The 25,263-nt window shown below is 39.5% G+C and carries 26 protein-coding genes; all 26 read left to right on the forward strand.

Annotation, left to right across the window (positions count from 1 at the left end; all coding sequences use genetic code 11):
* Positions 1-130: 130 nt before the first annotated feature.
* The 26 genes from sleB to LPB68_RS20275 all read left to right on the forward strand — a co-directional run bounded on the left by sleB (position 131) and on the right by LPB68_RS20275 (position 24,944).
* A complete protein-coding gene (gene sleB, locus LPB68_RS20155) occupies positions 131-931 on the forward strand; it encodes a spore cortex-lytic enzyme (RefSeq protein WP_068655627.1) in 801 nt (266 codons plus the stop codon).
* A 124-nt stretch (positions 932-1,055) separates the two neighbouring features.
* A complete protein-coding gene (gene yfmF, locus LPB68_RS20160) occupies positions 1,056-2,336 on the forward strand; it encodes an EF-P 5-aminopentanol modification-associated protein YfmF (protein ID WP_068655625.1) in 1,281 nt (426 codons plus the stop codon).
* 3 nt (positions 2,337-2,339) lie between these two features.
* Positions 2,340-3,620, forward strand: coding sequence for an EF-P 5-aminopentanol modification-associated protein YfmH (gene yfmH / locus LPB68_RS20165; RefSeq protein ID WP_068655623.1), 1,281 nt, complete (start codon positions 2,340-2,342; stop codon positions 3,618-3,620).
* Between the two features lie 8 nt (positions 3,621-3,628).
* Entirely contained in the window at positions 3,629-4,387 is a 759-nt protein-coding gene (ymfI, locus tag LPB68_RS20170) for an elongation factor P 5-aminopentanone reductase (RefSeq protein ID WP_068655620.1), read from the forward strand.
* 100 nt (positions 4,388-4,487) lie between these two features.
* Positions 4,488-4,745 (forward strand): DUF3243 domain-containing protein, encoded by a 258-nt coding sequence (locus LPB68_RS20175; RefSeq protein WP_068655617.1) that lies wholly within the window; start codon positions 4,488-4,490, stop codon positions 4,743-4,745.
* A gap of 191 nt (positions 4,746-4,936) precedes the next feature.
* Positions 4,937-5,701, forward strand: coding sequence for a DUF3388 domain-containing protein (locus LPB68_RS20180; RefSeq protein ID WP_068655615.1), 765 nt, complete (start codon positions 4,937-4,939; stop codon positions 5,699-5,701).
* 39 nt (positions 5,702-5,740) lie between these two features.
* Complete coding sequence (locus LPB68_RS20185; protein ID WP_068655613.1) at positions 5,741-6,712, forward strand: helix-turn-helix domain-containing protein; 972 nt, start codon at positions 5,741-5,743, stop codon at positions 6,710-6,712.
* An 80-nt stretch (positions 6,713-6,792) separates the two neighbouring features.
* Positions 6,793-6,954 carry a hypothetical protein gene (locus tag LPB68_RS23190; RefSeq protein WP_198402113.1) on the forward strand — a complete coding sequence of 54 codons (162 nt, stop codon included), beginning with the start codon at positions 6,793-6,795 and terminating at the stop codon, positions 6,952-6,954.
* A 146-nt stretch (positions 6,955-7,100) separates the two neighbouring features.
* Positions 7,101-7,592, forward strand: coding sequence for a YajQ family cyclic di-GMP-binding protein (locus LPB68_RS20190; RefSeq protein ID WP_068655612.1), 492 nt, complete (start codon positions 7,101-7,103; stop codon positions 7,590-7,592).
* Between the two features lie 189 nt (positions 7,593-7,781).
* Complete coding sequence (pgsA, locus tag LPB68_RS20195) at positions 7,782-8,360, forward strand: CDP-diacylglycerol--glycerol-3-phosphate 3-phosphatidyltransferase (protein WP_068655610.1); 579 nt, start codon at positions 7,782-7,784, stop codon at positions 8,358-8,360.
* Positions 8,361-8,480: 120 nt separating this feature from the next.
* Complete coding sequence (locus tag LPB68_RS20200) at positions 8,481-9,755, forward strand: competence/damage-inducible protein A (protein WP_068655608.1); 1,275 nt, start codon at positions 8,481-8,483, stop codon at positions 9,753-9,755.
* A gap of 217 nt (positions 9,756-9,972) precedes the next feature.
* Positions 9,973-11,034, forward strand: a complete 1,062-nt coding sequence (gene recA / locus LPB68_RS20205) for a recombinase RecA (RefSeq protein ID WP_068655606.1) — start codon at positions 9,973-9,975, stop codon at positions 11,032-11,034.
* A 147-nt stretch (positions 11,035-11,181) separates the two neighbouring features.
* Positions 11,182-11,919, forward strand: a complete 738-nt coding sequence (locus LPB68_RS20210; RefSeq protein WP_068655604.1) for a regulatory protein RecX — start codon at positions 11,182-11,184, stop codon at positions 11,917-11,919.
* A gap of 305 nt (positions 11,920-12,224) precedes the next feature.
* On the forward strand, positions 12,225-13,766 hold the full coding sequence (rny, locus tag LPB68_RS20215) for a ribonuclease Y (RefSeq protein ID WP_068655602.1): 1,542 nt from the start codon (positions 12,225-12,227) through the stop codon (positions 13,764-13,766).
* A gap of 70 nt (positions 13,767-13,836) precedes the next feature.
* Positions 13,837-14,631, forward strand: coding sequence for a TIGR00282 family metallophosphoesterase (locus LPB68_RS20220; protein WP_068655600.1), 795 nt, complete (start codon positions 13,837-13,839; stop codon positions 14,629-14,631).
* A gap of 108 nt (positions 14,632-14,739) precedes the next feature.
* A complete protein-coding gene (locus LPB68_RS20225; RefSeq protein ID WP_068655598.1) occupies positions 14,740-15,000 on the forward strand; it encodes a stage V sporulation protein S in 261 nt (86 codons plus the stop codon).
* Between the two features lie 134 nt (positions 15,001-15,134).
* Complete coding sequence (locus LPB68_RS20230; protein ID WP_068655596.1) at positions 15,135-16,091, forward strand: dipeptidase; 957 nt, start codon at positions 15,135-15,137, stop codon at positions 16,089-16,091.
* 191 nt (positions 16,092-16,282) lie between these two features.
* The gene (gene pduL, locus LPB68_RS20235) at positions 16,283-16,855 is read left to right on the forward strand and encodes a phosphate propanoyltransferase (RefSeq protein WP_068655594.1); all 573 of its coding nucleotides are present in this window, start codon (positions 16,283-16,285) and stop codon (positions 16,853-16,855) included.
* Between the two features lie 148 nt (positions 16,856-17,003).
* Entirely contained in the window at positions 17,004-17,330 is a 327-nt protein-coding gene (locus tag LPB68_RS20240) for an ArsR/SmtB family transcription factor (protein WP_068655592.1), read from the forward strand.
* A gap of 164 nt (positions 17,331-17,494) precedes the next feature.
* A complete protein-coding gene (locus LPB68_RS20245) occupies positions 17,495-19,258 on the forward strand; it encodes a SulP family inorganic anion transporter (protein WP_068655590.1) in 1,764 nt (587 codons plus the stop codon).
* 231 nt (positions 19,259-19,489) lie between these two features.
* A complete protein-coding gene (gene miaB / locus LPB68_RS20250) occupies positions 19,490-21,079 on the forward strand; it encodes a tRNA (N6-isopentenyl adenosine(37)-C2)-methylthiotransferase MiaB (protein ID WP_068655588.1) in 1,590 nt (529 codons plus the stop codon).
* A 54-nt stretch (positions 21,080-21,133) separates the two neighbouring features.
* Complete coding sequence (locus LPB68_RS20255) at positions 21,134-21,547, forward strand: YlbF/YmcA family competence regulator (protein ID WP_418303846.1); 414 nt, start codon at positions 21,134-21,136, stop codon at positions 21,545-21,547.
* A 75-nt stretch (positions 21,548-21,622) separates the two neighbouring features.
* Complete coding sequence (locus LPB68_RS20260) at positions 21,623-22,027, forward strand: PaaI family thioesterase (RefSeq protein ID WP_068655583.1); 405 nt, start codon at positions 21,623-21,625, stop codon at positions 22,025-22,027.
* An 84-nt stretch (positions 22,028-22,111) separates the two neighbouring features.
* Positions 22,112-22,891, forward strand: a complete 780-nt coding sequence (locus tag LPB68_RS20265) for an NUDIX domain-containing protein (RefSeq protein WP_418303811.1) — start codon at positions 22,112-22,114, stop codon at positions 22,889-22,891.
* 33 nt (positions 22,892-22,924) lie between these two features.
* Positions 22,925-23,470, forward strand: coding sequence for a cysteine hydrolase family protein (locus tag LPB68_RS20270; protein WP_068655579.1), 546 nt, complete (start codon positions 22,925-22,927; stop codon positions 23,468-23,470).
* Between the two features lie 19 nt (positions 23,471-23,489).
* Positions 23,490-24,944, forward strand: coding sequence for a nicotinate phosphoribosyltransferase (locus LPB68_RS20275; RefSeq protein WP_068655577.1), 1,455 nt, complete (start codon positions 23,490-23,492; stop codon positions 24,942-24,944).
* Positions 24,945-25,263 lie beyond the last annotated feature (319 nt).

A 25,263-nucleotide genomic window follows, 5' to 3' on the forward strand; every position in this document is an offset into this window, starting at 1 on the left:
TGGTCCTTCTGATGTGATAGCTACGGGGAAGCTACTACACTTTTGTGTTACATGCATAGGAAGCTACAAGTCTTGTCATAATAACTTCATGCATCGTGTAAAAACATAAAAGAAAGGTAGAGCTAAACGTATGAAAACAACGAGAAGTGGGTTAATTATGGGGTTGATTCTAACTTTGTCCGTTTCTGTATTTGGATGTGTTCATGATAGATCGCAAGCTTCTATTGATACAGCGGCGCCTGCTCAAGCTGTATTTAGTACAAATGCCATTGAACATGGTTCTTCTGGAGACGATGTATACGAACTGCAAGGACGGTTAAAGCATTTAGGTTATTTTACAGGAAAAATTGATAGCCAATTTGGTTCGAATACAGTGAAATCAGTAAAATGGTTTCAATCGGAGTTTGGGATGAAAGTAGATGGTGTAGTGGGTCCAAAAACAAAGCTGAAGCTATATAATGCAACCAAAACGTGGAAGCCTACTGAACCCAAGAATATGACAACACCTAACAAGGGAGGAGGCTCTGCGAAGACTGAAGATAAGAGTTCACTAGCTACTTCTAACACCATGGGCCTATCTGAAAATGATCTAAAAATAATGGCGAATGCTGTGTATGGAGAAGCGCGTGGTGAACCTTTTGAAGGACAAGTAGCTGTTGCAGCAGTAATCCTGAATCGTGTTAAGTCACCTAGCTTTCCTAATACGCCTTCAGGTGTTATCTTTCAGCCTAGAGCCTTTACAGCAGTCGCAGATGGTCAAATCTATTTGGAACCGAATGATGTAGCACGTCAAGCAGTACAGCAGGCATTGAACGGATGGGATCCAACAAATGGATGTTTGTATTATTTTAATCCAGAGACAGCAACATCCGCGTGGATATGGACGCGTCCTCAAGTGAAAACGATTGGTGAGCATATTTTCTGTATGTAATATGGATTGGAGGCAATCGAAGGTTTGTCTTCGGTTGCTTCTTCACTTTGTGGTGGGTTAGAATGGATAATATTACAAAGCATCATCCGATTAAATAATCCATGAACTAAAGGAGATTGGAACCTTGAATAAAACGAAATTTGAACATGGTAGTACAGGTCGTCTTCGAATTCATGTATTACCTACCCAGCGTTTCAAAACATTTGCTATTTCTTTGTATGTGGGTTCCCCACTTTCTGAAGATACTGTGACTTCTACGGCACTTACTCCATTTGTATTGCGTAGGGGGACAGAATCCTATCCGGAGACAACACAATTCCGTGAAAGATTAGAACAATTATATGGAGCGGGATTTGGCTTCGATGTTTACAAGCGTGGAGATTACCAAATTGTGCAGTTTCGGATGGATACAATCAATGATTCTTTTGTTCAAAGCGAAGAGAGTCTGCTTGCATCTTCCTTTGCTTTTTTAGGTGAGGTCGTAACACAGCCTGCATTGGAAGATGGTCATTTCAGAAATGCATACGTACAGGCTGAGAAAGAGAATGTCCGTAAGAAAATGGAATCTATCGTGAATGATAAGATACGTTATGCAGCTGAGCGTTGCTTAGAGGAAATGTGTCGTGAAGAACCTTATCGACTGCATCCGCTAGGACAGATTAAGGATTTGGAAGCTATCACGTCTGAATCTTTATACAAATCGTATAAGAAGTGGCTTGCTGAATCAAGCATAGATCTATATGTGGTAGGGGATACAACCTTTGAAGAAGTCCAGAAGCTGGTTGAACAGCATTTTCATTTAGATGCTTCCGCTCCTACATCCTATGAATCTCACCGACCAACCCGTGAAGTACGTGATATTGCTACCATTGTCGAAAAAATGGATGTGAGTCAAGGGAAATTAAACATGGGACTTCGTACAACCATCACTTATGGTGACGATGCATATGCCTCTGCATTAGTGTATAACGGAATACTTGGAGGATACCCTCATTCGAAGCTTTTCTTGAATGTGCGCGAGAAAGAAAGTTTAGCTTATTATGCTTCCTCACGTTACGATGGCCATAAAGGGATAGGGACGATTCAATCGGGTATTGAGGTTCAGAACTATGAGAAGGCTGTCACGATCATCCGCAATCAGCTAGAGGAAATGCGAACAGGTCAGATTAGTGAGTTAGAAATGTCACAGACAAAGGCTATGATCCGCAACCTGTTACTCGAAATGGATGACTCTGCATTCGAAATGATATCATTTGATTTCAATCGTCAGTTGTCTGGAAAGGATCGCCCTGTTGAACAACTCGTTCAAGAGGTAGAGAATATTACAGTGGATGACGTACATGCTGCTGCAGCGACCTTCGAGTTGGATACGATCTATTTCTTACAGGGGCAGAAGGAGGAATAGCACATGCAAAATGTACAATATGATCATTTACAAGAAACGCTTTATCACGAAGTTATGGATAATGGGCTTCGTGTTTATGTTCTTCCCAAACCAGGGTTCAACAAGACATATGCCTCATTTGCTACGAAATATGGATCTGTGGACAATCACTTCCGCGTGGAGGGTCAGGATGAGGTGAAGGTTCCTGATGGGATTGCTCATTTCTTAGAACACAAAATGTTTGAAGAACCAGAAGGAGATATTTTTGCAACATTTGCATCACAAGGTGCTTCGGCCAATGCATTTACAAGCTTTGATCAGACGGTGTATCTCTTCTCAGCAACGGAAAATATTGATGCTAACTTGGAGACACTGATTAATTTTGTGCAAAATCCTTATTTCACAGATCAGAATGTAGATAAGGAAAAAGGAATTATAGGTCAGGAAATAGGGATGTATCAAGATAACGCAGATTGGCGTGTTTACTTCGGCCTGATTGAGGCGATGTTTAAAGTCCATCCAGTTCATATTGACATTGCAGGTACAGTGGAGTCCATTGGTACGATTACGAAAGAGACACTGTATTCTTGTTATAATGCTTTTTATCATCCAAGCAACATGCTTCTTTTTGTGGTGGGTGGGGTGAATCCTGAGGAAGTCTTTGAACTTGTTAGGAATAATCAAGCTAAGAAATCATATGAGCCACAAGGTAGTATTGAACGGATTTTTGCGAAAGAACCAGTAGAAGTCTCAGAAGAAAAACGAGTTAATAAATTGGCAGTCTCAATACCAAAGTGCTTATTTGGTTATAAAGAGAAGGATCTAGGGTTCGAAGGAGAAGCATTGTTGAAACGAGATTTGACGTCGAAACTTATGCTTGATTTATTGTTTGGATCTAGTACCGTATTGTATCAGAAACTTTATGATGAAGAGTTGATCTCGGATAGCTTCGGTTATGAATATAACAGTTCTCCACAATATGGATTCTCTGTGATCGGTGGAGATACAAAGGATCCCGATTTATTACTTCGCAGAATTCAAGAGGAAGTAGAACAGATCGTGAAGGAAGGCTTTAAAGAGAAAGATTTCGAGCGTTCACGTAAAAAGAAAATGGGTGGATATTTACGTATGTTAAATTCGCCTGAGAATATTGCGCATGAGTTTACTAAGTATCAATTTCGTGGAAGTGATTTTTTCTCCATTCTGCAGGTATATGAGTCGATCACATTGCAAGATGTGAATGAACGTTTGAAAGATCATATTGATTGGAGTCAAGTCTCTGTATCGGTTGTGATGAATCCTTGAGTAATAACATGGGAGAATGGAATAAGTCGATTGGGGAAACAACAGTTTTAATTACGGGAGCTAGTAAGGGCATTGGAGCGGCGATAGCAGAGCGTTTCGCTCAAGTGGGAATGAATGTCGTAATCCACTATGGAAAGTCTCATGAAGAGGCCAATGAGGTCGCGAGACGATGTATGTCGCATGGGGCGAATGTTCTTACAATAACAGCCGATCTTAAAGATCGAGAAGATATTGTTCGTATGTATGAGAAACTTCAAGATCATCGGATGATGCCGGATATTCTGGTGAATAATGCAGGTATCTCTCATTATGGATTGCTCTCTGATGTGACGGAGGAAATCTGGGATGATGTGATATCGACCAATTTGAAAAGTATCTTCCTATGTGCACAAGCTTTTATGCCACATATGATAACGCAACGCTGGGGGCGTATTATTAACATCTCCTCAGTGTGGGGGATTACAGGTTCTTCATGCGAGGTATTATATTCGACAAGTAAAGGTGGAGTGAATGCCTTTACGAAAGCATTAGCGAAGGAACTTGCGCCTTCAGGGATTACGGTTAATGCGGTGGCACCAGGTGCGGTGAATACCTCAATGCTAAGTCATTTACAAGCAGATGAACTCCGTATGCTTGAAGATGAAATTCCAGCAGGAAGATTAGCTCAACCTGATGAGATATCATCTTTAGTGTATTTCCTGGCCCTTCCGGAATCAGGTTATATCAATGGGCAAGTCATAAGCCCTAATGGCGGTTGGGTCACATAAGTCAGAATTTTCCTGTAAATGTTCGAATAATGAAGCTTCAATAAGCTCATATTATAAATGTTGATTTTAAATCTCATGCGTCAGCAAAGGAGGATTTAATATGTCGTCAACAGTTCTAAGAAATTTCGACACATGGAAGAAGTTTTTGGGTGAACGCGTGCTTCAGGCTCAAAAATTAGGGATGAGTGAAGATACCATCTCCAAATTGGCCTACGAAATTGGTGATTTTCTTGATGAGAAGGTCGATCCCCAGAATGCATCCAACCGAACTTTAAAGGAATTGTGGGATGTTGGAAATCAAGAAGAGCGGAAAACTATCGCACGTCTGATGGTGAAATTAGCCCAAAAAAATGCATAGCTCCGCAGGAAAAGCTCCCATTATGGGAGCTTTTCTATAATCATTATAGAGATAACCTTGCCTTTCAGTTTTTTTTTATATATCATTAATATGACCCATGACTTTTTGAGATGTAAATTTAGCCTCTCCCGCGCTGGGATCGGGGCATGTTGTGTCGAATATATGGGAAACGTGTCAAATGAGGTGTTGAAGTGGAATCCAAGCAGTGGTACATGGAATATAGGATACATAAGAATAGACCAGGTCTATTGGGGGATATCGCATCGTTACTTGGGATGCTGGAAGTAAATATACTAACTATAAATGGTGTTGAGGGCGAAACTCGAGGCATGTTACTTGAAACAGATGATGAAGAGAAAATTCAACTTGTGGGCTCTATGCTTAAAAAAGTAGATAATATAACGGTGTTGGCATTACGACCACCTAAACTGGTTGATAAGCTAGCCGTACGTCATGGACGATATATCGATAGAGATTCAGACGATGATAAGACGTTTCGTTTTACGCGTGATGAGCTCGGGTTACTTGTTGATTTTTTAGGTGAAGTGTTCAAAAAAAAAGGAAATCAAGTGATTGGTTTAAGAGGTATGCCACGAGTTGGTAAAACGGAGTCTATTATTGCCGGCAGTGTCTGTGCAATGAAGCATTGGACATTCGTATCTTCTACGCTACTACGTCAAACTATCCGAAGTCAACTGTCTGAGGACGAGATGAATACGAATAATGTTTTTATCATTGATGGAATTGTTAGTACTATAAGATCCAGTGAGAAACATTATAATTTATTGCAAGATATTATGAATATGCCTTGCACCAAAGTGATTGAACATCCAGATGTTTTTGTACAAGAGTCAGATTACACCTTCGATGATTTCGATATCATTATTGAGCTTAGAAATACGTGGGACGAAGAGATTATCTATGACACTTTTACAAATGCGTATTTGGAGGATTAATAAAGTAATACACAACAAATAAGATCGGGAGGTGATGGTATGTCTGAACTGGGTCAACAATTAAGGGAAGCCAGGCTTGAAAAAGGAATGAGTCTTGATGATGTACAAGAAATGACCAAAATTCGCAAACGTTATTTAGAAGCCATCGAGGTGGGTGACTATAAAGTTCTTCCAGGAAATTTTTATGTACGAGCATTTATTAAAACCTATGCTGAAACAGTAGGGCTGAATCCTGATGAGCTTTTGGAAGGTAATGAGGAAGTGAAATCGCCTCAAACAGAAGGGACCATGGAACCTATTATTCAGAAGCGTTCAAGTAATCGAGCGCCTAAAGAGAAAAATGTGAAGTGGCTATCAACTGTACTAATGTGGACCTTCCCAATATTGATTATTGTGGTCATTTACGTTTATGTGTCTTCTTTAGAGGAGAAACCAAATGATAAAACTGTCGATTCTGGACAAAAAATCACAGGTGATGTACAAGATCCGTCGAAAAATGACGAAACGGTAGTTGATCCTGGTAATACAGGAGAAGTAACACCTGATAATGATGCTAACGGAGAGACTGATACAGTGGTGGAACCCCCTGTAGTGGAGACGCCACCAGAGCCACAGACTATTACTGTATCCGAGGATGGTAAACAAGGGAAGAATACCATCTTTAAAGTGTCAGCACCTGAAGGAGCGAAGGTTCCAGTAGAAATTAAGGCTAGTGGTGCGAGCTGGGTTGAAGTATACCGAGGTGAAGACTCTACTGGAGAAAAGTTATCTTTCGGTACTACAAAAGATGGTGATGTATTTACTTTTGAGTTGGATAGTCAGAATATGTTGGTTAAATCGGGTTATTCTCCAGCTACAGTAATCACGGTGGCAGGTCAAACGATAACGGATGGTAAAACAACGACAAGAATCATTCTTCAGATGGAACCCGCTGGTAAGGAAGGGGATATAAGCAATACAACAGATCAAGGTACAGGTGAACCAGATACAACAACAGATACTGTTGAATAACAAATATCTTTAACGGAAATGCTATGACTGGAAATATAAGTTCCTGGTCTAACATTTACCGGTAAAGAGAGGTGTTTGGTATGACAGCTAACTGGATTGTAACTATTCTTGGTATCATTGTGAGTATCCTAGGTTATTATCTTACTCCAAATGCTTGGGGATATGGTATTCTGGGCTTCGGAATTGCACATATTTTACTGGGGATCATAGATATGTTTAGACGTCCCTCCAGTGTGAGATAATGACTTGCTTCAAATAAGGTATTCCTGTAATGAGGCAATTTCTCGTGAGGATACCTTTTTTAAAATATATGAAAAATGGGGTCTGATAGACTTCATAGGTAGTATCATATAATATGACAGATAGTTTCTAGAAAGGACGTGGAATGATGAGTTCAGAGAATTCTTTTGATATTGTATCCAAATTTGATTTGCAAGAAATGAATAATGCCATCACCCAGGCAGAGAAAGAGATCGAGACGAGATTTGATTTCAAAGGGAGTAAAAGTAGTCTGAAACTAGATAAAGAAGCGCTTGTTATAGTCTCTGATGATGAATATAAATTAAATGCGGTTATTGATATTTTACAATCAAAGATGGTTAAACGAGGATTAACTTTGAAGAATGTTGACTATGGTAAAATTGAACCTGCTTCTTTAGGCACTGTTCGACAGAAATTGACTTTAAAGCAAGGAATCGATCATGAAAATGCTAAAAAGATTAATGTGTTGATTCGTGATTCGAAATTAAAAGTGAAAAGTCAGATTCAAGGCGATCAGATTCGTGTTACAGGTAAAAGCAAGAATGATTTACAAGAGATTATGCAATTATTACGTAAAGCAGATCTCTCATTAGATCTTCAATTTACGAACGTTAAGTAATATGAGATTGCGTTGAAGAAGCTTTTTGACACTGAATAATCCATAGATTATACTTGAAAAGATTCATTAAGGAATAATGGATTATATCATTGGGGGAGCATGGAATATGACAGAGAGAGTCCGAAATGTACTAGGTGATTGTGATTTGCTTTTGATGGATGTAAAGATTGTTTACGGGGAGGTCCTCCTGTGAATTTACCCAATCGTATTACGATAGCTAGAATATTTTTGATTCCTATTATGATGGTATTCTTGTTAGTCGACTTTAGTTTCTACCCTAGCCCGATCATTTGGAATTCTTATGAATTACCATTCAATCAATTGATTGCTGCAATTATTTTTATTATCGCTGCTAGTACGGACGGCATTGATGGTTATCTGGCACGGAAGAATAATATGGTAACCAATCTGGGGAAATTGCTTGATCCTTTGGCGGATAAATTATTGGTAGCTGCTATTCTGATTTCTCTAGTTCAAATGGGGAAATGTGAGAGCTGGATCGTCATTATTATTATCAGCCGTGAATTTGCAGTGACAGGGTTACGCCAGATTGCACTTCTCTCAGGAGAGGTTGTTGCAGCTAGCAATTGGGGTAAAGTTAAAACTGTCGTACAAATCATTGCGATTATTGCTATGTTGATTAATAATTTCCCGTTTGTCTTTTTGAATATTCCTTTTGATGTTATAGCAACTTGGGCTGCGGCTCTAATCACACTATACTCTGGGGTAGATTACTTTGTTAAGAATAAGAAATTGTTAAATATCTAAAAGCTGTTAGTTAACAGCTTTTAACTACCATAAATATTTTACCGGGCAGTAGGATATGATCCTATTGTCTTTTCTTTCTAAGGTTTATACTTTTTAATACGAAGTGGAGGCTAGACAGAAATGAAAGCAGAGATCATTGCAGTGGGTACTGAATTATTACTGGGTCAGATTGTCAATACGAATGCTCAGTTCTTATCTCAAGAGCTGGCTACATTGGGAATTGATGTGTATTTTCAAACCGTTGTTGGTGATAATTTAATAAGACTTCAGGAGTCCATTCAGTTAGCTAGTGAACGAGCAGATATTATCGTATTCACAGGTGGTATTGGCCCTACACAAGATGATCTTACCAAGGAAGCCCTTGCAGCATTCCTAGGACGTGAATTACATATTGACCGAATCTCGATGGATCTTGTTGAAGACTTCTTCAATAAGCGCGGTGCGCATATGACTGAGAATAATCGTCGGCAAGCTTTGGTTATTGAGGGAAGTAGTCCTTTAACGAATTCTACCGGTCTTGCCGTCGGGATTGCGTTATCGCATGAAGGTAAGCATTACATCGTACTTCCAGGACCCCCGAAGGAAATGGCTCCGATGTTTGTCGAGCAGGCTAAACCATGGTTATTGCAGCATGCCATTACGAATGAAATGCCGATTTATTCTACAATGTTAAAATTCGCCGGTATCGGTGAGTCAGCGCTCGAGGAAAGACTTATAGATTTAATTCAGAATCAAACTGACCCAACCATTGCTCCTTATGCAAAGGAGGGTGAAGTGACGATAAGAATTTCAACAAAAGCTAACACTGAGCAAGATGCGATGATCAAGCTGGATGTTCTTGAAGAACAGATTCGTTCCATACTCCCTAATCATGTATATGCTAATAAGGATATATCTATTGAGAGAGCTATCGTTGATCTAATGACTGAACGTAAGTTGACATTGAGTGCTGCGGAAAGCTGTACGGGTGGGCTATTGATGGAGAGAATTACTTCTATACCTGGTAGTTCGACGGTGTTCTTAGGTGGTATTGTATGCTATTCTAATCAGCTTAAAGAGAAGTTATTAAATGTCCCTCATGATTTACTGGAGGGTGATGGGGCACCTGGTGCTGTAAGTGCGGAGGTTGCAGAAGTTCTTGCAGAGCAAGTGAGAATGATAGGGGATACAGATTTCGGTCTTTCGATTACAGGAGTTGCGGGACCCGATTATTCTGAGCGAAAACCAGTAGGTCTCGTATATATTGCCATAGCTGAGCGTGGGAAAGATACAGAGGTTCTTGAACTACGACTTAGTGGTAATCGAGAGTCGATCCGAATGCGTACAGTTAAGAGTTTGTTGTATCGTTTATGGTTGAAAATGGTGCAGAGTGAAAAACTTCAACAAGACAGTTGAAGGATCGATATAAGTAGTTGTATACTAATCATATTACGGAAGAACCGTGGCAAATCACAAATTTTGCTACGGTTCTTTTTCTATATTCGGATGACCCGTATCAAAAAAGGAGGGATATTGAACTGATAAAAAAACGAATGTATGTTCGAAAAAATGCTTGGCAAACGTTCTAAAACAAGGTATCATAATATTATAAATATTAAAGGATGTGAGTCAATTGTCAGATCGTCGTGCAGCGCTGGATATCGCGCTTCGTCAAATAGAGAAACAATTTGGTAAGGGTTCCATTATGAAGTTAGGTGAATCGACACATATGCAGGTGGAGGTTGTTTCCAGTGGGTCTTTAGCTTTGGATATTGCACTTGGTGTGGGTGGATTTCCCAAAGGTCGTATCATAGAAGTCTATGGTCCGGAATCGTCAGGTAAGACGACTGTAGCTCTACATGCGATTGCAGAGGCTCAGAAGGCAGGCGGAACTGCGGCTTTCATCGATGCGGAACATGCGTTAGACCCTAAATATGCCAGTAATCTAGGTGTTAATATTGATGAATTGTTGCTGTCTCAACCGGATACAGGTGAACAAGCATTAGAAATCGCAGAAGCGCTCGTACGAAGTGGGGCTGTGGATATTATTGTCATTGACTCCGTTGCGGCATTGGTACCGAAAGCAGAGATTGAGGGCGATATGGGAGATTCTCATATGGGTTTACAAGCCCGTCTGATGTCTCAAGCTTTACGCAAGCTATCAGGTGTTATTAGTAAATCGGGGACAACGGCAATCTTCATTAACCAGCTACGTGAGAAGATTGGGGTTATGTTCGGTAATCCAGAGACAACTCCAGGTGGACGGGCTTTGAAGTTCTATGCCACGATTCGATTAGATGTACGTAGAGTGGAGAGCATTAAGAACGGAAATGATATTATAGGTAACCGTACTAAGATTAAAGTTGTAAAGAACAAAGTAGCACCGCCTTTTAAACAAGCTGATATTGATATGATGTATGGTCTAGGGATATCGAAGGAAGGTGGCATTGTTGATATCGGTGTGGAGATGGATATCGTTAATAAGAGTGGGGCTTGGTTCTCTTATGAAGGTGAACGTCTAGGTCAAGGTCGTGAGAATGCGAAACAATTCTTGAAGGACCATCCTGAAATATCCGATGTTATTGAGAAGAAAATTCGTGAAGCTAGCAATTTGACTAATACCATCACTCCACCTAGCGAGTCAGATTTAAAGGGTGAAGAGTTGGAAGAACAAGAATTGTTAGAAATGGAATAGATTCATATAGAATCAATTTCATATTATAGTCATATGAGTGATTATGACATAAGGGGCGCCCATAAGATTGTTACTTGGGGCGCCTTAGGTTTGTCTTGAGTATATTCTAAGTATTCTAGAGTAAAGAGTAAGGGGTGTAAGTAACTCATGAATGAATTTGATAACGATTTGGATCTAGAGGAAAATGTAACAAGCGTTATATCTCAATTCCCAACAGATCAAGAATTAATGATTACAGGAGTGGAACGAGAACCTAAACAAAGGTATAGATATTTAATTTCATTCGGTCCCCAAGTGTTGTCGATTCATGAAGACATCATGATCAAGTATAGGATGGTCAAAGGGAACTCCTTCTGGAAACATGAGTTAGAAGATATTGTATTGGCTGATGAGAAGCAACAAGGATATGTAGTTGCTTTGAAATATTTAGCAAGAAAATCTAGAACTCGGAAAGAGATTCAAATAAAATTGCAACAAAAAGAGACGCCGCTTGAGGTGATAGAGGACGTGCTAGCGCGATTAACTCGGGATGGGCTTGTAAATGATCCATTGTATGCCCAACAATGGGCAGAGCAGCGAATTAAGAGCCAACGCAAGGGTAAAGCGTGGGTCAAACATGAGTTGAGACAAAAAGGTATAGATAAATTACAGATTACAGAAGCACTGGATAGTGTAAGTGCTGAGGATGAATACCATAGTGCACTCGTCATTGGTAGAAAAAAATGGAATCAGACCAAAGGCGAGCTGCTAGATAAGAAGAGAAAGACAGGATCATATCTCATGCGGCGTGGATTCTCAGGTGATCAAGTTAGGCGAGTGCTAAATCAAGTGATTCAAGAGGAGAATTTAGAGGACAACGATGAAGCGGAATATGGGTTCGAATAAACACGAAAATATGGGATTAAGGTCTACTCCCTTGACAATATCTTTTCACAAATACTAAAATGAAAAAGAATCTATATTCGTATTGAATCTTTTTCCTTCCAAAAGAGATTCTGATTATGAAAGATTTCATTGTTTTAGTTCATATGAATGAATTTTAAGCCATTGTTGGCAGACACTGTACAAGTGAAAATGTACAAATTGTCACTAGTAATAGTAAATTTGTAGTATGATGGTATGAGTTAATGGATTAACAACTGTAGAAATTCCAAGGATTCCTTGGAGGAACAAACGAGGAGGTGGACAGGATGGAACCATGGATTTGGATCTTGATCGTTCTCTTCGTAGCCGTAGTCTTTGGGTTCGCCGGTTATTTTATTCGCAAATCTATTGCAGAAGCTAAGATTTCCAGTGCTGAAGAAGCTGCCGTACAAATCGTGGAGAGCGCGAAGAAGGAAGCAGAAGCAGTGAAGAAAGAAACGGTACTAGAAGCTAAGGATGAAGTCCATAGAATTCGGTCCGAAGCTGAAAAGGACACTCGTGAACGCCGTAATGAAATTCAACGGCAGGAACGTAGAATGTTGCAAAAAGAAGAGTCGCTGGATAAAAAATTGGATGCATTAGAACGTAAAGAAGAACAAGTGGCCAACAAAGAGAAACGAATTGAAGAAACTCAACAACAAATTGATACAATTTACAAGAGTCAAGTAACCGAATTAGAGCGAATATCTAGCTTGTCTACTGACGATGCAAAAAGTATCATTTTGACCAATGTAGAACAAGAAGTTCGTCATGAAACTGCTCAAATGATTAAAGACATTGAGCAACAAGCCAAGGAAGAAGCAGATAAGAAAGCACGTGAGATTATTACGTTAGCTATCCAACGTTGTGCTGCTGATCATGTCGCAGAGACAACTGTTTCTGTAGTAACACTTCCAAATGAAGAAATGAAGGGTCGAATTATCGGACGTGAAGGTCGGAATATTCGTGCACTTGAAACACTTACCGGTATCGACCTCATTATCGATGATACGCCGGAAGCTGTTATTTTGTCAGGATTTGATCCAATCCGTCGAGAAATCGCACGTACAGCACTTGAGAAATTGGTTGCTGATGGACGAATTCATCCTGCACGTATTGAGGAAATGGTGGAGAAATCCCGTAAAGAAGTCGATGAACGGATTCGCGAATATGGAGAACAAGCTACCTTTGAAGTAGGGGTACATGGCTTACATCCTGATCTAATTAAGATTATGGGTAGGTTGAAATTCCGTACAAGCTATGGTCAGAATGTTCTGAAGCACTCTATGGAAGTAGCTTATCTATCAGGATTAATGGCTGCTGAGCTAGGAGAAGATATTGTATTGGCGAAACGTGCCGGATTATTGCATGACATCGGTAAAGCGCTGGATCATGAAGTGGAAGGGTCACACGTTGAAATTGGCGTGGAACTAGCGAAGAAATACAAAGAACATCCAGTTGTTATCAATAGTATTGCTTCTCATCATGGTGACGTTGAAGCAACTTCGGTTATTGCCATGTTGGTTGGTGCAGCAGATGCATTATCAGCTGCTAGACCAGGAGCACGTAGAGAGACATTGGAGACTTATATTAAGCGTCTTGAAAAATTAGAAGCGATTGCTGAGTCATTTGAAGGTGTGGAGAAATCCTTTGCCATTCAAGCTGGACGTGAAGTTCGCGTGATGGTTCATCCAGAAAAAATTGATGATACAGAATCTTTCCGATTAGCTCGCGATATTACGAAGATGATTGAGAATGAACTGGATTATCCAGGACATATTAAGGTCACGGTCATTCGAGAAACGCGTGCGGTTGAGTACGCAAAATAATGTTAAATATGAAAAGTGGCCACATTGGGGCCACTTTTCATATTGTTTATATTGAAGGAGGAGAACAGATATTAACGTTTTATTTATTGGAGATATTGTAGGAGAAGTTGGTAGAAAAGCACTTAAAGCTATATTACCCGTATTGAAATCAAAATATAACCCACATATTATTATTGCCAATGGTGAGAATTCTGCCGCTGGACGAGGAATTACCGAAGCGATAGCTAATGATTTCTATAACTGGGGTGTCCATGGAATCACTATGGGAAATCACACATGGGATAATAAAGATATTTTTGAGTTTATTGATGACGAACCAAGAATGATTCGTCCTGCTAACTTTCCACCGGGAACTCCGGGGCTTGGACATACCGTTATCAAAGCCAATGGAAAAGAATTAGCGATTGTCAATTTACAAGGTCGTACTTTTCTACCTGCAATCGACTGCCCTTTTCGTAAAAGTGATGAAATCATCGAAGAATTGCGAAAAAAACATAAGTGTATCTTAGTAGATTTCCACGCTGAAGCAACTTCTGAGAAGATATGCATGGGTTGGCATTTAGATGGACGCGTATCGCTTGTTGTCGGAACTCATACGCATGTTCAGAGTAACGATGATCGGATATTGCCTAATGGTACGGCTTATATAACGGATGCAGGAATGGTTGGACCACGCGATGGTGCTCTAGGCATGGAAAAAGATGCGGTTCTACGTAAATTTGAGAGCCAATTGCCTGTACGATTCGTTGTAGATACTGGAAAGTGGCATTTCCATGGTGTATTCGTTCAAATAAACGAAGAAACAGGAAAAGCAACGAAAATAGAGAAAATTCGTTTAGAAGAAGACGAATGGATAATGAGCTAAACGGTCTAATCAACGGATTTGATAAAAAAAAGTCATGATTTCTACTCTCCTGAATAACATTTAGTATGTGGATATGAGCCATCATCATTCCCAGGGGAGGATCAATCTATGGATGTATTAAAGGTTTCAGCTAAGTCGAATCCCAACTCCGTTGCGGGAGCCCTTGCAGGTGTACTTCGTGAACGCGGAGTTGCTGAATTGCAGGCTATTGGTGCAGGTGCTTTAAATCAAGCTGTAAAAGCAGTAGCCATTGCCCGGGGATTTGTAGCACCAAGTGGAGTTGATTTAATTTGTATTCCAGCATTTACGGATATTGTGATTGATGGAGAAGATCGCACGGCGATGAAATTAATAGTTGAACCTAGATAACATGATTTTGTCACGTTATCTACACCTGTTTACTTACATGAACGATTGAAATTACCCATATGGGGAAATCATCTTTTATCAAGTGGGCAGGTTTTTTGCGTGATTGGCATTCGGAAGGGGGTTATTACGAACTTATGAACACAAGGTCAGTGGTAGATTTTCATTGTGATGTGCTAAGTAAAATGACGGATAATGTCGCCCTTTCTTTTGTGAACGATTGCCAGCTAGATGTTACATATGAGCGGATGAAATCTGGGGGAGTAGTACTTCAATGTTTCGCTATTTACTTGATGGAGAAGTGGGGTCATCCTCGATTTGAACGTATCTTACAAGGTATTGATGTATTCCGCAATAGAATTGTACCAGCGGGGATGGGTTTGAATTGGCTCCAATATAAAGAAGAAGTGAAGGAAATGACGAACAACAAACCTTGGGGAATGCTCTCGATCGAAGGAGCAGATGGATTAGAAGGAGAGTTATTCAATCTGACAACAGCGTATGAATTGGGAGTTAGATTCCTTGGAGTGACATGGAATTACGCGAATTGGGCTGCGGATGGAGTTCTTGAAAAAAGAAATGGTGGATTTACGAATAAAGGAAGACAACTTGTTGAATTGTGCAATGAAATCGGGATGTTACTGGATGTCTCACATGTATCGCAAGCAGGCTTCTGGGAATTGACTGAACTCAGTAAACGTCCTTTTATCGCATCGCACTCTAATGCCTATGACATATGTTCACATGTTCGAAATCTAGATAACCAGCAGATTAAAGCGATTGTTGATATGGATGGTAGGATTGGATTAACTTTTGTCCCTTGGTTCGTAAAAGAAGGAAATGGTGAAATAACATCTAAAGACATCATCCCTCATATTGAGCATATTTGTGAGCTTGGAGCAGATAAACATCTCATGTTTGGATCGGATTTCGATGGTATCGATTCGTGGATCACGGATTTGAATCATCCTGGAAAGTATCCCGCTTTCATTGAATTGTTATTGAAGTATTATAAGGAAGAGCAAGTGACATCATGGGTATCAGGGAATGCAATCACATATTTGGAGACTTATTTACCATCCAGAAAGGGGTAGACGGAGATCGATGAGTACGAAATAGAATGATGATGTGAAAATTATGACAATCTTGTAGCGAAAATCGAATATTGTCGATTTAAATGCCACATGCTAACGCGATGTCTTTTTTTTCTACGCAAAAAGGTAGTATAATGGATGATGATGTTGGCGGTTAGTGAAATAGAGAAAAAATAAGGAGTGAATTTTTTATGAGTAAATCAGTACCAGTAGGTGTATCTGCAAGACATATTCACCTTGCACAAGAACATATTGAAGTATTATTTGGACAAGGATACCAATTAACCGAATTTAAGCCGTTGTCTCAACCTGGACAATTTGCTGCAAATGAAACGGTAGCAGTTATTGGATCTAAAGGTCAATTTGATAAAGTGAGAATTTTGGGGCCTGCACGTTCTGCTTCACAATTAGAAATATCAAGCACGGATTCTTTCGCAATTGGTGTTAAAGCACCAGTTCGTGAATCTGGAAATATTGACGGAACACCAGGCATTACAATTAAAGGTCCAGCCGGTGAAGTAACCCTTGAAGAAGGAGTTATTGTAGCTGCACGTCATATTCACTTCCATACGTCAGATGCACAGGCTTGGGGAATTCAAGATAAGCAAATGTTGAAGGTTCGTCTTGGTGGTCAGCGTGGATTGGTACTAGAGAATGTTGTAGCTCGTGTATCTGACTCATTCGCATTGGACATGCATATTGATACAGATGAAGCTAACGCAGCTGGTGCTAGAAATGGAGATACAGCGGAGATAATCGACTAAGATTTTTCTGTAAAATATCATATTATTCTTAATAAGTGAAGCAGGAGATTCTTTCTCCTGCTTTTTTGATTTGAATTTTGATCGAGACTTCATATGTATGCTAGTATATCTATATATTCAAATTATCGAACATTTAGGAGAGAAGGTTATGTATCAGGAGATTCAACATTTCAAATCCGATTTTTTCAAGGCATTGGCACATCCTATGCGGATCCGAATTCTCGAAGCATTGGCTGAAGGGGATAAGAATGTTAATGAACTGCAGACGATATTAGGTAGTGAAGGTTCTGCTGTATCACAGCAATTATCTGTTCTCAGAAGTAAAAATGTAGTGTACGGTAAAAAGGATGGAACCTCGGTGATTTATACTTTAACGGATCCTCAAATCAAAGAATTACTGGTTGTAGCTAAACAAATATTTGATAATCATCTTGTGAATACGATCTCAATCCTAGAAAACATTAAAAATCAGTAAATTTCTTCAAAAGAGAGGCATTTCGAGTGAATTCATTCGATTTGCTTCTCTTTTGTTTTCATTAGCGTGATTATCGACGTAATTCAAAATTGACACTAATCTATTTCGGATATATGATTTTATATATATTCAAATAATCAAATATATAGAATGTGAGGTTGGCTATGAAGGTTTCTTTTAGAGGCCGCTATTTAGGATATAGCAGACAATCATTTCAGAAAGATACGATTTCGGGTCTTATTGTTGGGATCGTCGCCATTCCACTAGGAATGGCGTTTGCCATTGCATCAGGTGTTAAACCTGAATATGGATTATATACGACGATCATCGCTGGTATTTTGATTTCTTTATTAGGAGGATCGAAATTTCAAATTGGAGGTCCAACAGGGGCATTTATCCCTATTATTTTTGCTATCGTTATGCAATATGGGTATGAGAATTTATTAATTGCTGGATTTATGGCTGGAATATTACTATTCTTGATGGGATTATTTAAGCTTGGGGCTGTCATTAAGTTCATTCCACGTCCGGTTACGATAGGTTTTACTACCGGGATTGCAGTGACCATCTTTGGGGGACAATTATCTAACTTCTTTGGATTGGAGAATTTAGAGAAACATGAATATTTCTTTTCTAACATGAAAGAAGTAGTAATGCATCTAGGTGCAACCAATAGCTATAGTATTCTAGTCGCGGCAATTTGTCTCACAACGATCTACATCACACCTAAGTTGTTTCCTAGAATTCCAAGTTCGTTGGCAGGCCTATTGTTATCAACTGTTGTTGCAGCTCTATTATTCCCAGATAAAGTGGCAACAATAGGTTCAACCTATGGGGCTATTTCGAACAGTTTACCTAACTTCCACTTTCCAGACTTTACGTTGGATAAGATACAGAATTTAATACAACCTGCATTTGTGATTGCCATGTTAGGCGGGATTGAATCATTACTATCTGCTGTCGTGGCTGATGGGATGACGGGAACAAGACATCATAGTAATAGAGAGCTAATGGGGCAAGGCGTAGCTAATATGATCACACCTCTATTTGGTGGGATTCCGGCTACAGGAGCTATTGCTAGAACGGCAACGAATATCAAGAATGGAGCTGTTTCCCCGATATCAGGAGTCATACATGGTATCGTTGTTCTATTAGTGCTTGTTCTGTTCGCTCCTTACGCTTCAAGAATACCATTAGCAAGTATGGCACCGATCCTGATGGTTGTAGCTTGGAATATGAGTGAGCGTCATGAGTTTGCGCATATTGTGAAATCCAAATCTTTGGAAACGTTAGTACTGTTAACGACATTTTTATTAACTGTATTCAAGGATCTAACGATAGCTGTGGAAATTGGTTTAGTATGTTCAGCGATTGTCTTTATCAAACATATGAGTCAACATTTGAAAATGTCAAAAGTATTACCAGACAACTTCGCCAAGAATGATCAGGTCGTTGCACATACGGTTAATGATGAGCATAATTGTCCGTATATTAGTATTTATGAGTTAGAGGGGCCGCTGTTTTTTGGGGTGGCGGATCAATTCGAGAAATCTATTATGGATGAAATTGCGCATGGACCCAAAGTTCTTATTCTAAAAATGAATAATGTCCCCTATATAGATACAACAGGTGAGGCAAACTTTACCACTGTGATGAAATATTTCATTAAGCAGGGTGGGACGGTTCTAATCACAGAAATTCAGAACCAACCATTACAAGTACTTCAGAATATACATTTGGATGAAGTTATTGGAAAAGAGAACTTTTTTGATCAGACAGGTGAGGCTATAAGCCATTCATTTACGAAATTACACAAATCACAATGTTTAGGTTGTCAACATGATGCATTTCGAGAATGTCAAATGCGGTCTAATCCTACTGTGAAGGCTGTTGATCATCAAGTTCTTGAGCCTACTTTAGTTAAATAAGATAGGTTGTTTGAACTTTATTATTAGAGGTAGTTCAATGTGAATAATGAAATTTATGATTCCCTCCTTTTTATCATAAATGGGGGGTTTTTGTTTTACGTTTTTTATGCTCGTTATGGTATAATTAAAAATTGCAGAGTAGTGTAAAGTGATAACTTCTGATGATTGTTATATTTATAGATTATATATCGACGAAAATAATATGTAACGTATATAAAGGACGTGAAAGAAATGACTAATGATAACCACAACTCACTGAACGATAAGACCGGAAAGGAATCGAAAGATTACTCCAAATACTTTGATTTCTCTGATGCTAAAGTGCTATCTGAAGATGAATTCGGCAAGAGAATTCGAATTAAGGGCAGAGAAATTAATATAAAATCAGAGCCTAACCATAGACAAGAAAAACAACGTGGAAAAGAAGATGTTCAGGTATTGTATGGCAATGCGGTCCCAGACGAACTGAAAGCGATCGGTGAAGGCAAACACTATATTGTTTATACCTTTGGCTGCCAAATGAATGAACATGATACAGAGACGATTAAAGGGCTCTTAGAACAGATGGGCTATCGTAGTACGGAAGATCGTAAAGTGGCAGACATGATTCTTCTTAACACATGTGCTATACGGGAAAATGCTGAGGATAAGGTTTTCGGTGAACTTGGACATCTCATGCATCTGAAAACAGAGAAACCCGATTTAATCCTAGGTGTCTGCGGATGTATGGCCCAAGAAGAAAATGTGGTCAATCGTATTTTGCAGAAACATGGATTCGTTGATCTGATTTTTGGTACACATAATATTCATCGATTACCACATCTGATTAAGGAAGCATTATTCAGTAAAGAATTGGTGGTCGATGTGTGGTCTAAAGAAGGCGACATTATTGAGAACCTACCGAAGAAGCGCGAAGGTATGAAGGCGTGGGTCAACATTATGTACGGTTGTGATAAATTCTGTACCTATTGTATAGTCCCTTTCACTCGTGGTAAAGAGCGCAGTCGCCGTCCTGAAGATGTGATTGCGGAAGTTAGAGATCTTGCTCGTCAAGGCTTCAAAGAGGTGACATTGCTTGGGCAGAATGTGAATGCATATGGTAAAGATTTCACGGATATTACTTATAGCTTCGCGAATCTAATGGATGATATGCGTTTGATAGATATACCACGTGTAAGGTTTACAACATCTCATCCTAGAGATTTCGACGATGACTTAGTGGATGTATTGGCCAAAGGTGGTAATCTGGTAGAACATGTGCATTTACCAGTTCAATCTGGTAGCACGGAAGTTCTCAAAAAGATGAGCCGTAAATATTCGCGTGATCGATATTTAGAGTTAGCTCATAAGATCAAAAAAGCGATTCCTAATGTAGGGTTAACGACAGACATAATCGTTGGATTCCCTGGTGAGACGGATGAGCAATTTGAGGAAACGATGACACTTGTACAAGATATTGGCTACGATTCAGCGTTCACCTTTATCTATTCACCTCGTGAAGGAACACCAGCTGCGTCGATGGAAGATAATGTTCCAATGAAAGTGAAGAAGGAACGCTTACAGCGTCTCAATCAGGCAATAATGGATAACAGTCGTAACAATAATGAGAAGATGCAAGGACAAATTGTGGAAGTGCTAGTAGAAGGTGAGAGTAAGAATAACGAGTCAGTTCTTGCAGGAAGAACTCGCAGTAATAAGCTAGTACACTTTGAAGGTAGCAAAGACCTGATCGGTTCTCTAGTAAATGTGGAAATAAATGAAGTAAAGACATGGTATATTAAAGGTGAGATTGTACCTGAGACTGTTGCTATTAATTCATAATATAAGGAAGTGATCCTTGTGTCAGAAGAAAAAGGTCAAATTAATAAATATGGAATGATGACTTACGATACGAAAGATTTGGTAATCCAAGAAGATATTATGCTGAAAACGAAAGAATTAGCGAACTTGATTTCTAGTAGCGAAGAAGTGAAGCAATTCCAACAAGCAGAAGAGAAAATTCAGAACCATATACGAGTACAAGACTTGATATCTATCATTAAAAAGAAGCAAAAAGAAGTTGTTGCTTTCGAATCTTTTCAGAACAAAGAGATGGTTGCTAAGATTGAAGCAGAAATAGAAGAACTTCAAGATGAGATCGACGGTATCCCCGTAGTTGTTGAATTCCAACAAAGTCAAAGTGATATCAACTATTTACTGCAATTGGTGATATCGGTTATCCGAGATACGGTAGCTGAGAAAGTGAATGTTGAAGTGGGAACAGACTCACCACCATCGAGTTGCGGTTAATGTACAACAAGGTTGCGGATAAATATCCGCGCCTTTTTGTTAAGACATCAGTAGAGACATAATAGGGGGATTACTATGGAAGGATTAGAAAGTATGATCGCCAAGGGTATGGATACCTTTTGGGGATATCTAGGGTGTGAATTTATCTCTGGGGATCAAAAAGAAGTGAAGATTTCATTGGATGCCAAGGAACATCATATGAATTCTCTTGGCATTGTCCATGGAGGAGTACTTACTTCATTGATGGATCAAGCGATGGGCATGGTTGCAACTGCTGCCAAGAATGTGGACGCTTGTGTTACGACGAATATGAATGTACACTTTGTAGCTCCAATGAAAATGGGACTTCTAACAGTTACAGCCGTCGTCATCCACGAAGCGGGCCGTAGCTTAACGACAGAAGCGCGTATTCATGATCAAGAAGGAACATTAGGTTGTATTTCTACAGGTAGCTTCCGAGTCGTGGGCAGCAAGAAGTAAATTGGAAGTAAGTCATGGTACTTGACAAATAATATCAAAAGATCATAATGATAATATCAAATAGAATGTTATGTGGTGATGATAATGAATGAAGAAGAAGAGAAGCAACCAAAAAATTATAATACGCAGAAATATCGTACACCAGATGGTGTCCCAGCTGACATTGTTATGTTTACACTAACGAAACGTGAACGGAAGACGGTTACGAAGACGTTACCTATTCGTGAACTTAAAGTGATGCTTATCCGTCGGAGGTCATGGCCATTTGCCGGTAAGTGGGCGTTACCTGGAGGATTCTGCAGAGAAAGCGAATCTATCTACGATGCAGCCAAGCGAGAGCTCAAAGAAGAGACGGGTGTGGATGGAGGTCATCTAGAGTATTTAGGTGTTTACAGTCAGCCTGGAAGAGATCCCCGCGGATGGATTATTAGCAATGCCTTTTTTGCACTAGTAGAAGAATGGATGCTAGAGCAAAGACAGGCAGCGGATGATGCAGAGGAAGTTGGATTGTTCGGAATTCATGAGGCTTTGGAACAGTTGGAGCTAGCTTTCGATCACCGTGAAATTATTCGCGATGCTTACATTAAAATTCAACAGAAGATGTTGCAGACAACAATTGCTAAGCAGTTCCTACCGAAGCATTTTACATTAAGTGAATTGTATCAGGTTATTCAAACAGTTGTACCGGAATTCAAGGAACCTAATTTCATTCGTAAAATCACTTCAACTCAAAGTAGACAGGGCATTCTGGAAGAAGTTAGAGATGAAACGGGTAAGAAACTTAGCTCTAATCAATATTCACAACGTTCTGCACAATTGTATATGTTTACGGATGATGTTCCGTTATTATCGATCTATACATAATTATGTGTAGGCTCTATATAAGGAGTGAGAATGATGGATGCATTGATTGTTATTGATTTCACTTATGATTTCGTGGAAGGAAGTCTTCCGGTTGGTCAACCAGCTATTGATATCCAGGAGACGATAGCAACACTTACTCAACAGTATGTGGATCAAGGGGACTTTGTCGTGATGGCGGTTGATCTTCATGAGGAGAATGACCCTTACCATCCAGAGAGTAAGCTATTCCCTCCACATAATATTCGGGGTACGCAAGGAAGAGCATTATACGGTGAACTAGCAAATGTTTATCAACGGAACATGGATTCAATCTATTGGATGGATAAAAGTCGATACAGTGCCTTTTGTGGAACGAATTTAGATATTCTACTCAAGGAACGTGGGATAACTAAAGTTCATTTAATAGGAGTATGTACAGATATTTGTGTGCTACATACAGCTGTAGATGCTTATAACAAAGGATATGCTATAACGGTATTCGAGGATGCAGTAGCTAGCTTTAATCCGCAGGGACATGAATGGGCATTAGCTCATTTCAAAGGTAGTCTAGGTGCAGAAGTTATTATAAGCTCGAAGTGAAGTCAAGGAGGAGTACATCATGAATACAGAGGAACTTGCTCTGCATACCGACAAATATCAGATTAATATGATGTATGCGCACTGGTACTTAGGAACACATGAGAACAAAGCTGTGTTCGAAGCCTATTTTCGTAGACTACCTTTTGGAAATGGTTATGCTGTGTTTGCAGGGTTGGAACGAATTGTTCAATACATTAACAATCTTCGATTTACGGAAGATGACATAGAATATCTTGCACAACAAGAAGAGAATTATGATCCAGCATTTCTAGAAGAACTGCGTCAATTTCGATTCAAAGGAAGTATCTCTTCCATGCGAGAAGGAGCATTAGTATTCCCTGATGAACCACTGATTCGGGTTGAAGGTAGAATGATGGAGGCACAATTAGTTGAAACGGCCATCCTAAATTTCATGAACTTTCAGACACTAATTGCAACGAAAGCCTCCAGAATTAGGCAAATTGCAAAACAGGATATTTTACTTGAATTTGGAACACGTCGTGCACAGGAAGCGGATGCTGCAGTATGGGGTGCTAGGGCTGCTTATATAGCGGGTTTTCATGCGACTTCCAATATGCTAGCGGGTAAGAAGTTTGGTATTCCAACAAAAGGTACACATGCCCATTCATGGGTGCAGAGTTTCAAGAATGAGCAGGAATCCTTTGATGCCTATGCTAAAGTTATGCCAGATTTAGTGACTTTATTAGTTGATACTTATGATACTCTTAAGAGTGGAGTTCCCCATGCGATTGAGACCGGAAAATATTTAGAGTCGATTGGGAAAAAGTTATCCGCTATACGATTAGATAGTGGTGATTTAGCATATCTCTCTATTCACGCTCGCAAAATGTTAGATGAAGCGGGATTCCCTGATGTTAAGATTGTTGCATCCAATGATCTTGATGAGAATACCATTCTCAACCTAAAAGCTCAAGGTGCAAGAATTGATACATGGGGAGTTGGAACTCAACTGATCACTGCAGCGGATCAACCGGCTTTAGGCGGTGTATACAAACTCGTTGAGCGTAATGTGGATGGTGTAATGATACCAACACTTAAGATTTCAGCCAATCCTGAGAAAGTAACTACACCTGGTAAGAAAGATGTATATCGTATTATTGATCGTAAGAATGGTAAAGCATTAGCAGATTATATATGTTTCCCAGATGAAGAACAACCACGTGGGGGCGGACCGATCAAGCTATTCAACCCACAGCATTCATATCTTCAAAAGAAGATTCGGAACTATGATGCAATTCCTATGTTAGAACCGATCTATGTGGATGGTGTTCAGGTATATGAACTACCCAGCCTAGATGTTATTCGTACCTATCATATGGAACAGCTAGATCTTTTCTGGCCAGAATATTTGCGGAAAATGAACCCGGAAATATACCGTACGAATATTAGTGAAGAAGTATTTGAACTTAAAAAAGCTATGATGGCGGAATATTTGCAAGATGATGATAATTAACATCAGTAACCGACATGTAAGAGATTGATCTGAGGTGACTGAAAAACGTTCAGTTTTTATTCAAATATTAAAAAGTAGCAGGTCAAGGTGGCTTATCCTTGACCTGCTATTTGGCGTTTTTGATCCATTTTTGTGAAGACTATTCCGCGATTTCACTACTATAATTTAAAATTATTTCTCGGGAAAGCGCAGGAGTTGGCAAATTGTAGCGATGTTCGACATAGCCAAATTGAAACCGCATTCAATTCAATCTGATATATATGATTTAGTTCATATCTTAAATTTTTGATATTTCGATAAAATGAATGAATCACATTAC

Source organism: Paenibacillus crassostreae (assembly GCF_001857945.1).
Classification (GTDB): Bacteria; Bacillota; Bacilli; order Paenibacillales; family Paenibacillaceae; genus Paenibacillus_AQ; species Paenibacillus_AQ crassostreae.

Bases quoted from the DNA above. Each gene is read 5' to 3' on its own strand.
- LPB68_RS20275 (WP_068655577.1), top strand. From the start codon at position 23,490: ATGAATACAGAGGAACTTGCTCTGCATACCGACAAATATCAGATTAAT.
- ymfI (WP_068655620.1), top strand. From the start codon at position 3,629: ATGGGAGAATGGAATAAGTCGATTGGGGAAACAACAGTTTTAATTACG.
- LPB68_RS23190 (WP_198402113.1), top strand. From the start codon at position 6,793: ATGACAGCTAACTGGATTGTAACTATTCTTGGTATCATTGTGAGTATC.
- LPB68_RS20225 (WP_068655598.1), top strand. From the start codon at position 14,740: ATGGATGTATTAAAGGTTTCAGCTAAGTCGAATCCCAACTCCGTTGCG.
- sleB (WP_068655627.1), top strand. From the start codon at position 131: ATGAAAACAACGAGAAGTGGGTTAATTATGGGGTTGATTCTAACTTTG.
- LPB68_RS20175 (WP_068655617.1), top strand. From the start codon at position 4,488: ATGTCGTCAACAGTTCTAAGAAATTTCGACACATGGAAGAAGTTTTTG.
- rny (WP_068655602.1), top strand. From the start codon at position 12,225: ATGGAACCATGGATTTGGATCTTGATCGTTCTCTTCGTAGCCGTAGTC.
- pduL (WP_068655594.1), top strand. From the start codon at position 16,283: ATGAGTAAATCAGTACCAGTAGGTGTATCTGCAAGACATATTCACCTT.
- LPB68_RS20190 (WP_068655612.1), top strand. From the start codon at position 7,101: ATGAGTTCAGAGAATTCTTTTGATATTGTATCCAAATTTGATTTGCAA.
- miaB (WP_068655588.1), top strand. From the start codon at position 19,490: ATGACTAATGATAACCACAACTCACTGAACGATAAGACCGGAAAGGAA.
- LPB68_RS20230 (WP_068655596.1), top strand. From the start codon at position 15,135: ATGAACACAAGGTCAGTGGTAGATTTTCATTGTGATGTGCTAAGTAAA.
- LPB68_RS20245 (WP_068655590.1), top strand. From the start codon at position 17,495: ATGAAGGTTTCTTTTAGAGGCCGCTATTTAGGATATAGCAGACAATCA.
- yfmH (WP_068655623.1), top strand. From the start codon at position 2,340: ATGCAAAATGTACAATATGATCATTTACAAGAAACGCTTTATCACGAA.
- LPB68_RS20240 (WP_068655592.1), top strand. From the start codon at position 17,004: ATGTATCAGGAGATTCAACATTTCAAATCCGATTTTTTCAAGGCATTG.
- LPB68_RS20255 (WP_418303846.1), top strand. From the start codon at position 21,134: ATGATGACTTACGATACGAAAGATTTGGTAATCCAAGAAGATATTATG.
- LPB68_RS20200 (WP_068655608.1), top strand. From the start codon at position 8,481: ATGAAAGCAGAGATCATTGCAGTGGGTACTGAATTATTACTGGGTCAG.
- LPB68_RS20210 (WP_068655604.1), top strand. From the start codon at position 11,182: ATGAATGAATTTGATAACGATTTGGATCTAGAGGAAAATGTAACAAGC.
- LPB68_RS20270 (WP_068655579.1), top strand. From the start codon at position 22,925: ATGGATGCATTGATTGTTATTGATTTCACTTATGATTTCGTGGAAGGA.
- LPB68_RS20185 (WP_068655613.1), top strand. From the start codon at position 5,741: ATGTCTGAACTGGGTCAACAATTAAGGGAAGCCAGGCTTGAAAAAGGA.
- LPB68_RS20260 (WP_068655583.1), top strand. From the start codon at position 21,623: ATGGAAGGATTAGAAAGTATGATCGCCAAGGGTATGGATACCTTTTGG.
- LPB68_RS20265 (WP_418303811.1), top strand. From the start codon at position 22,112: ATGAATGAAGAAGAAGAGAAGCAACCAAAAAATTATAATACGCAGAAA.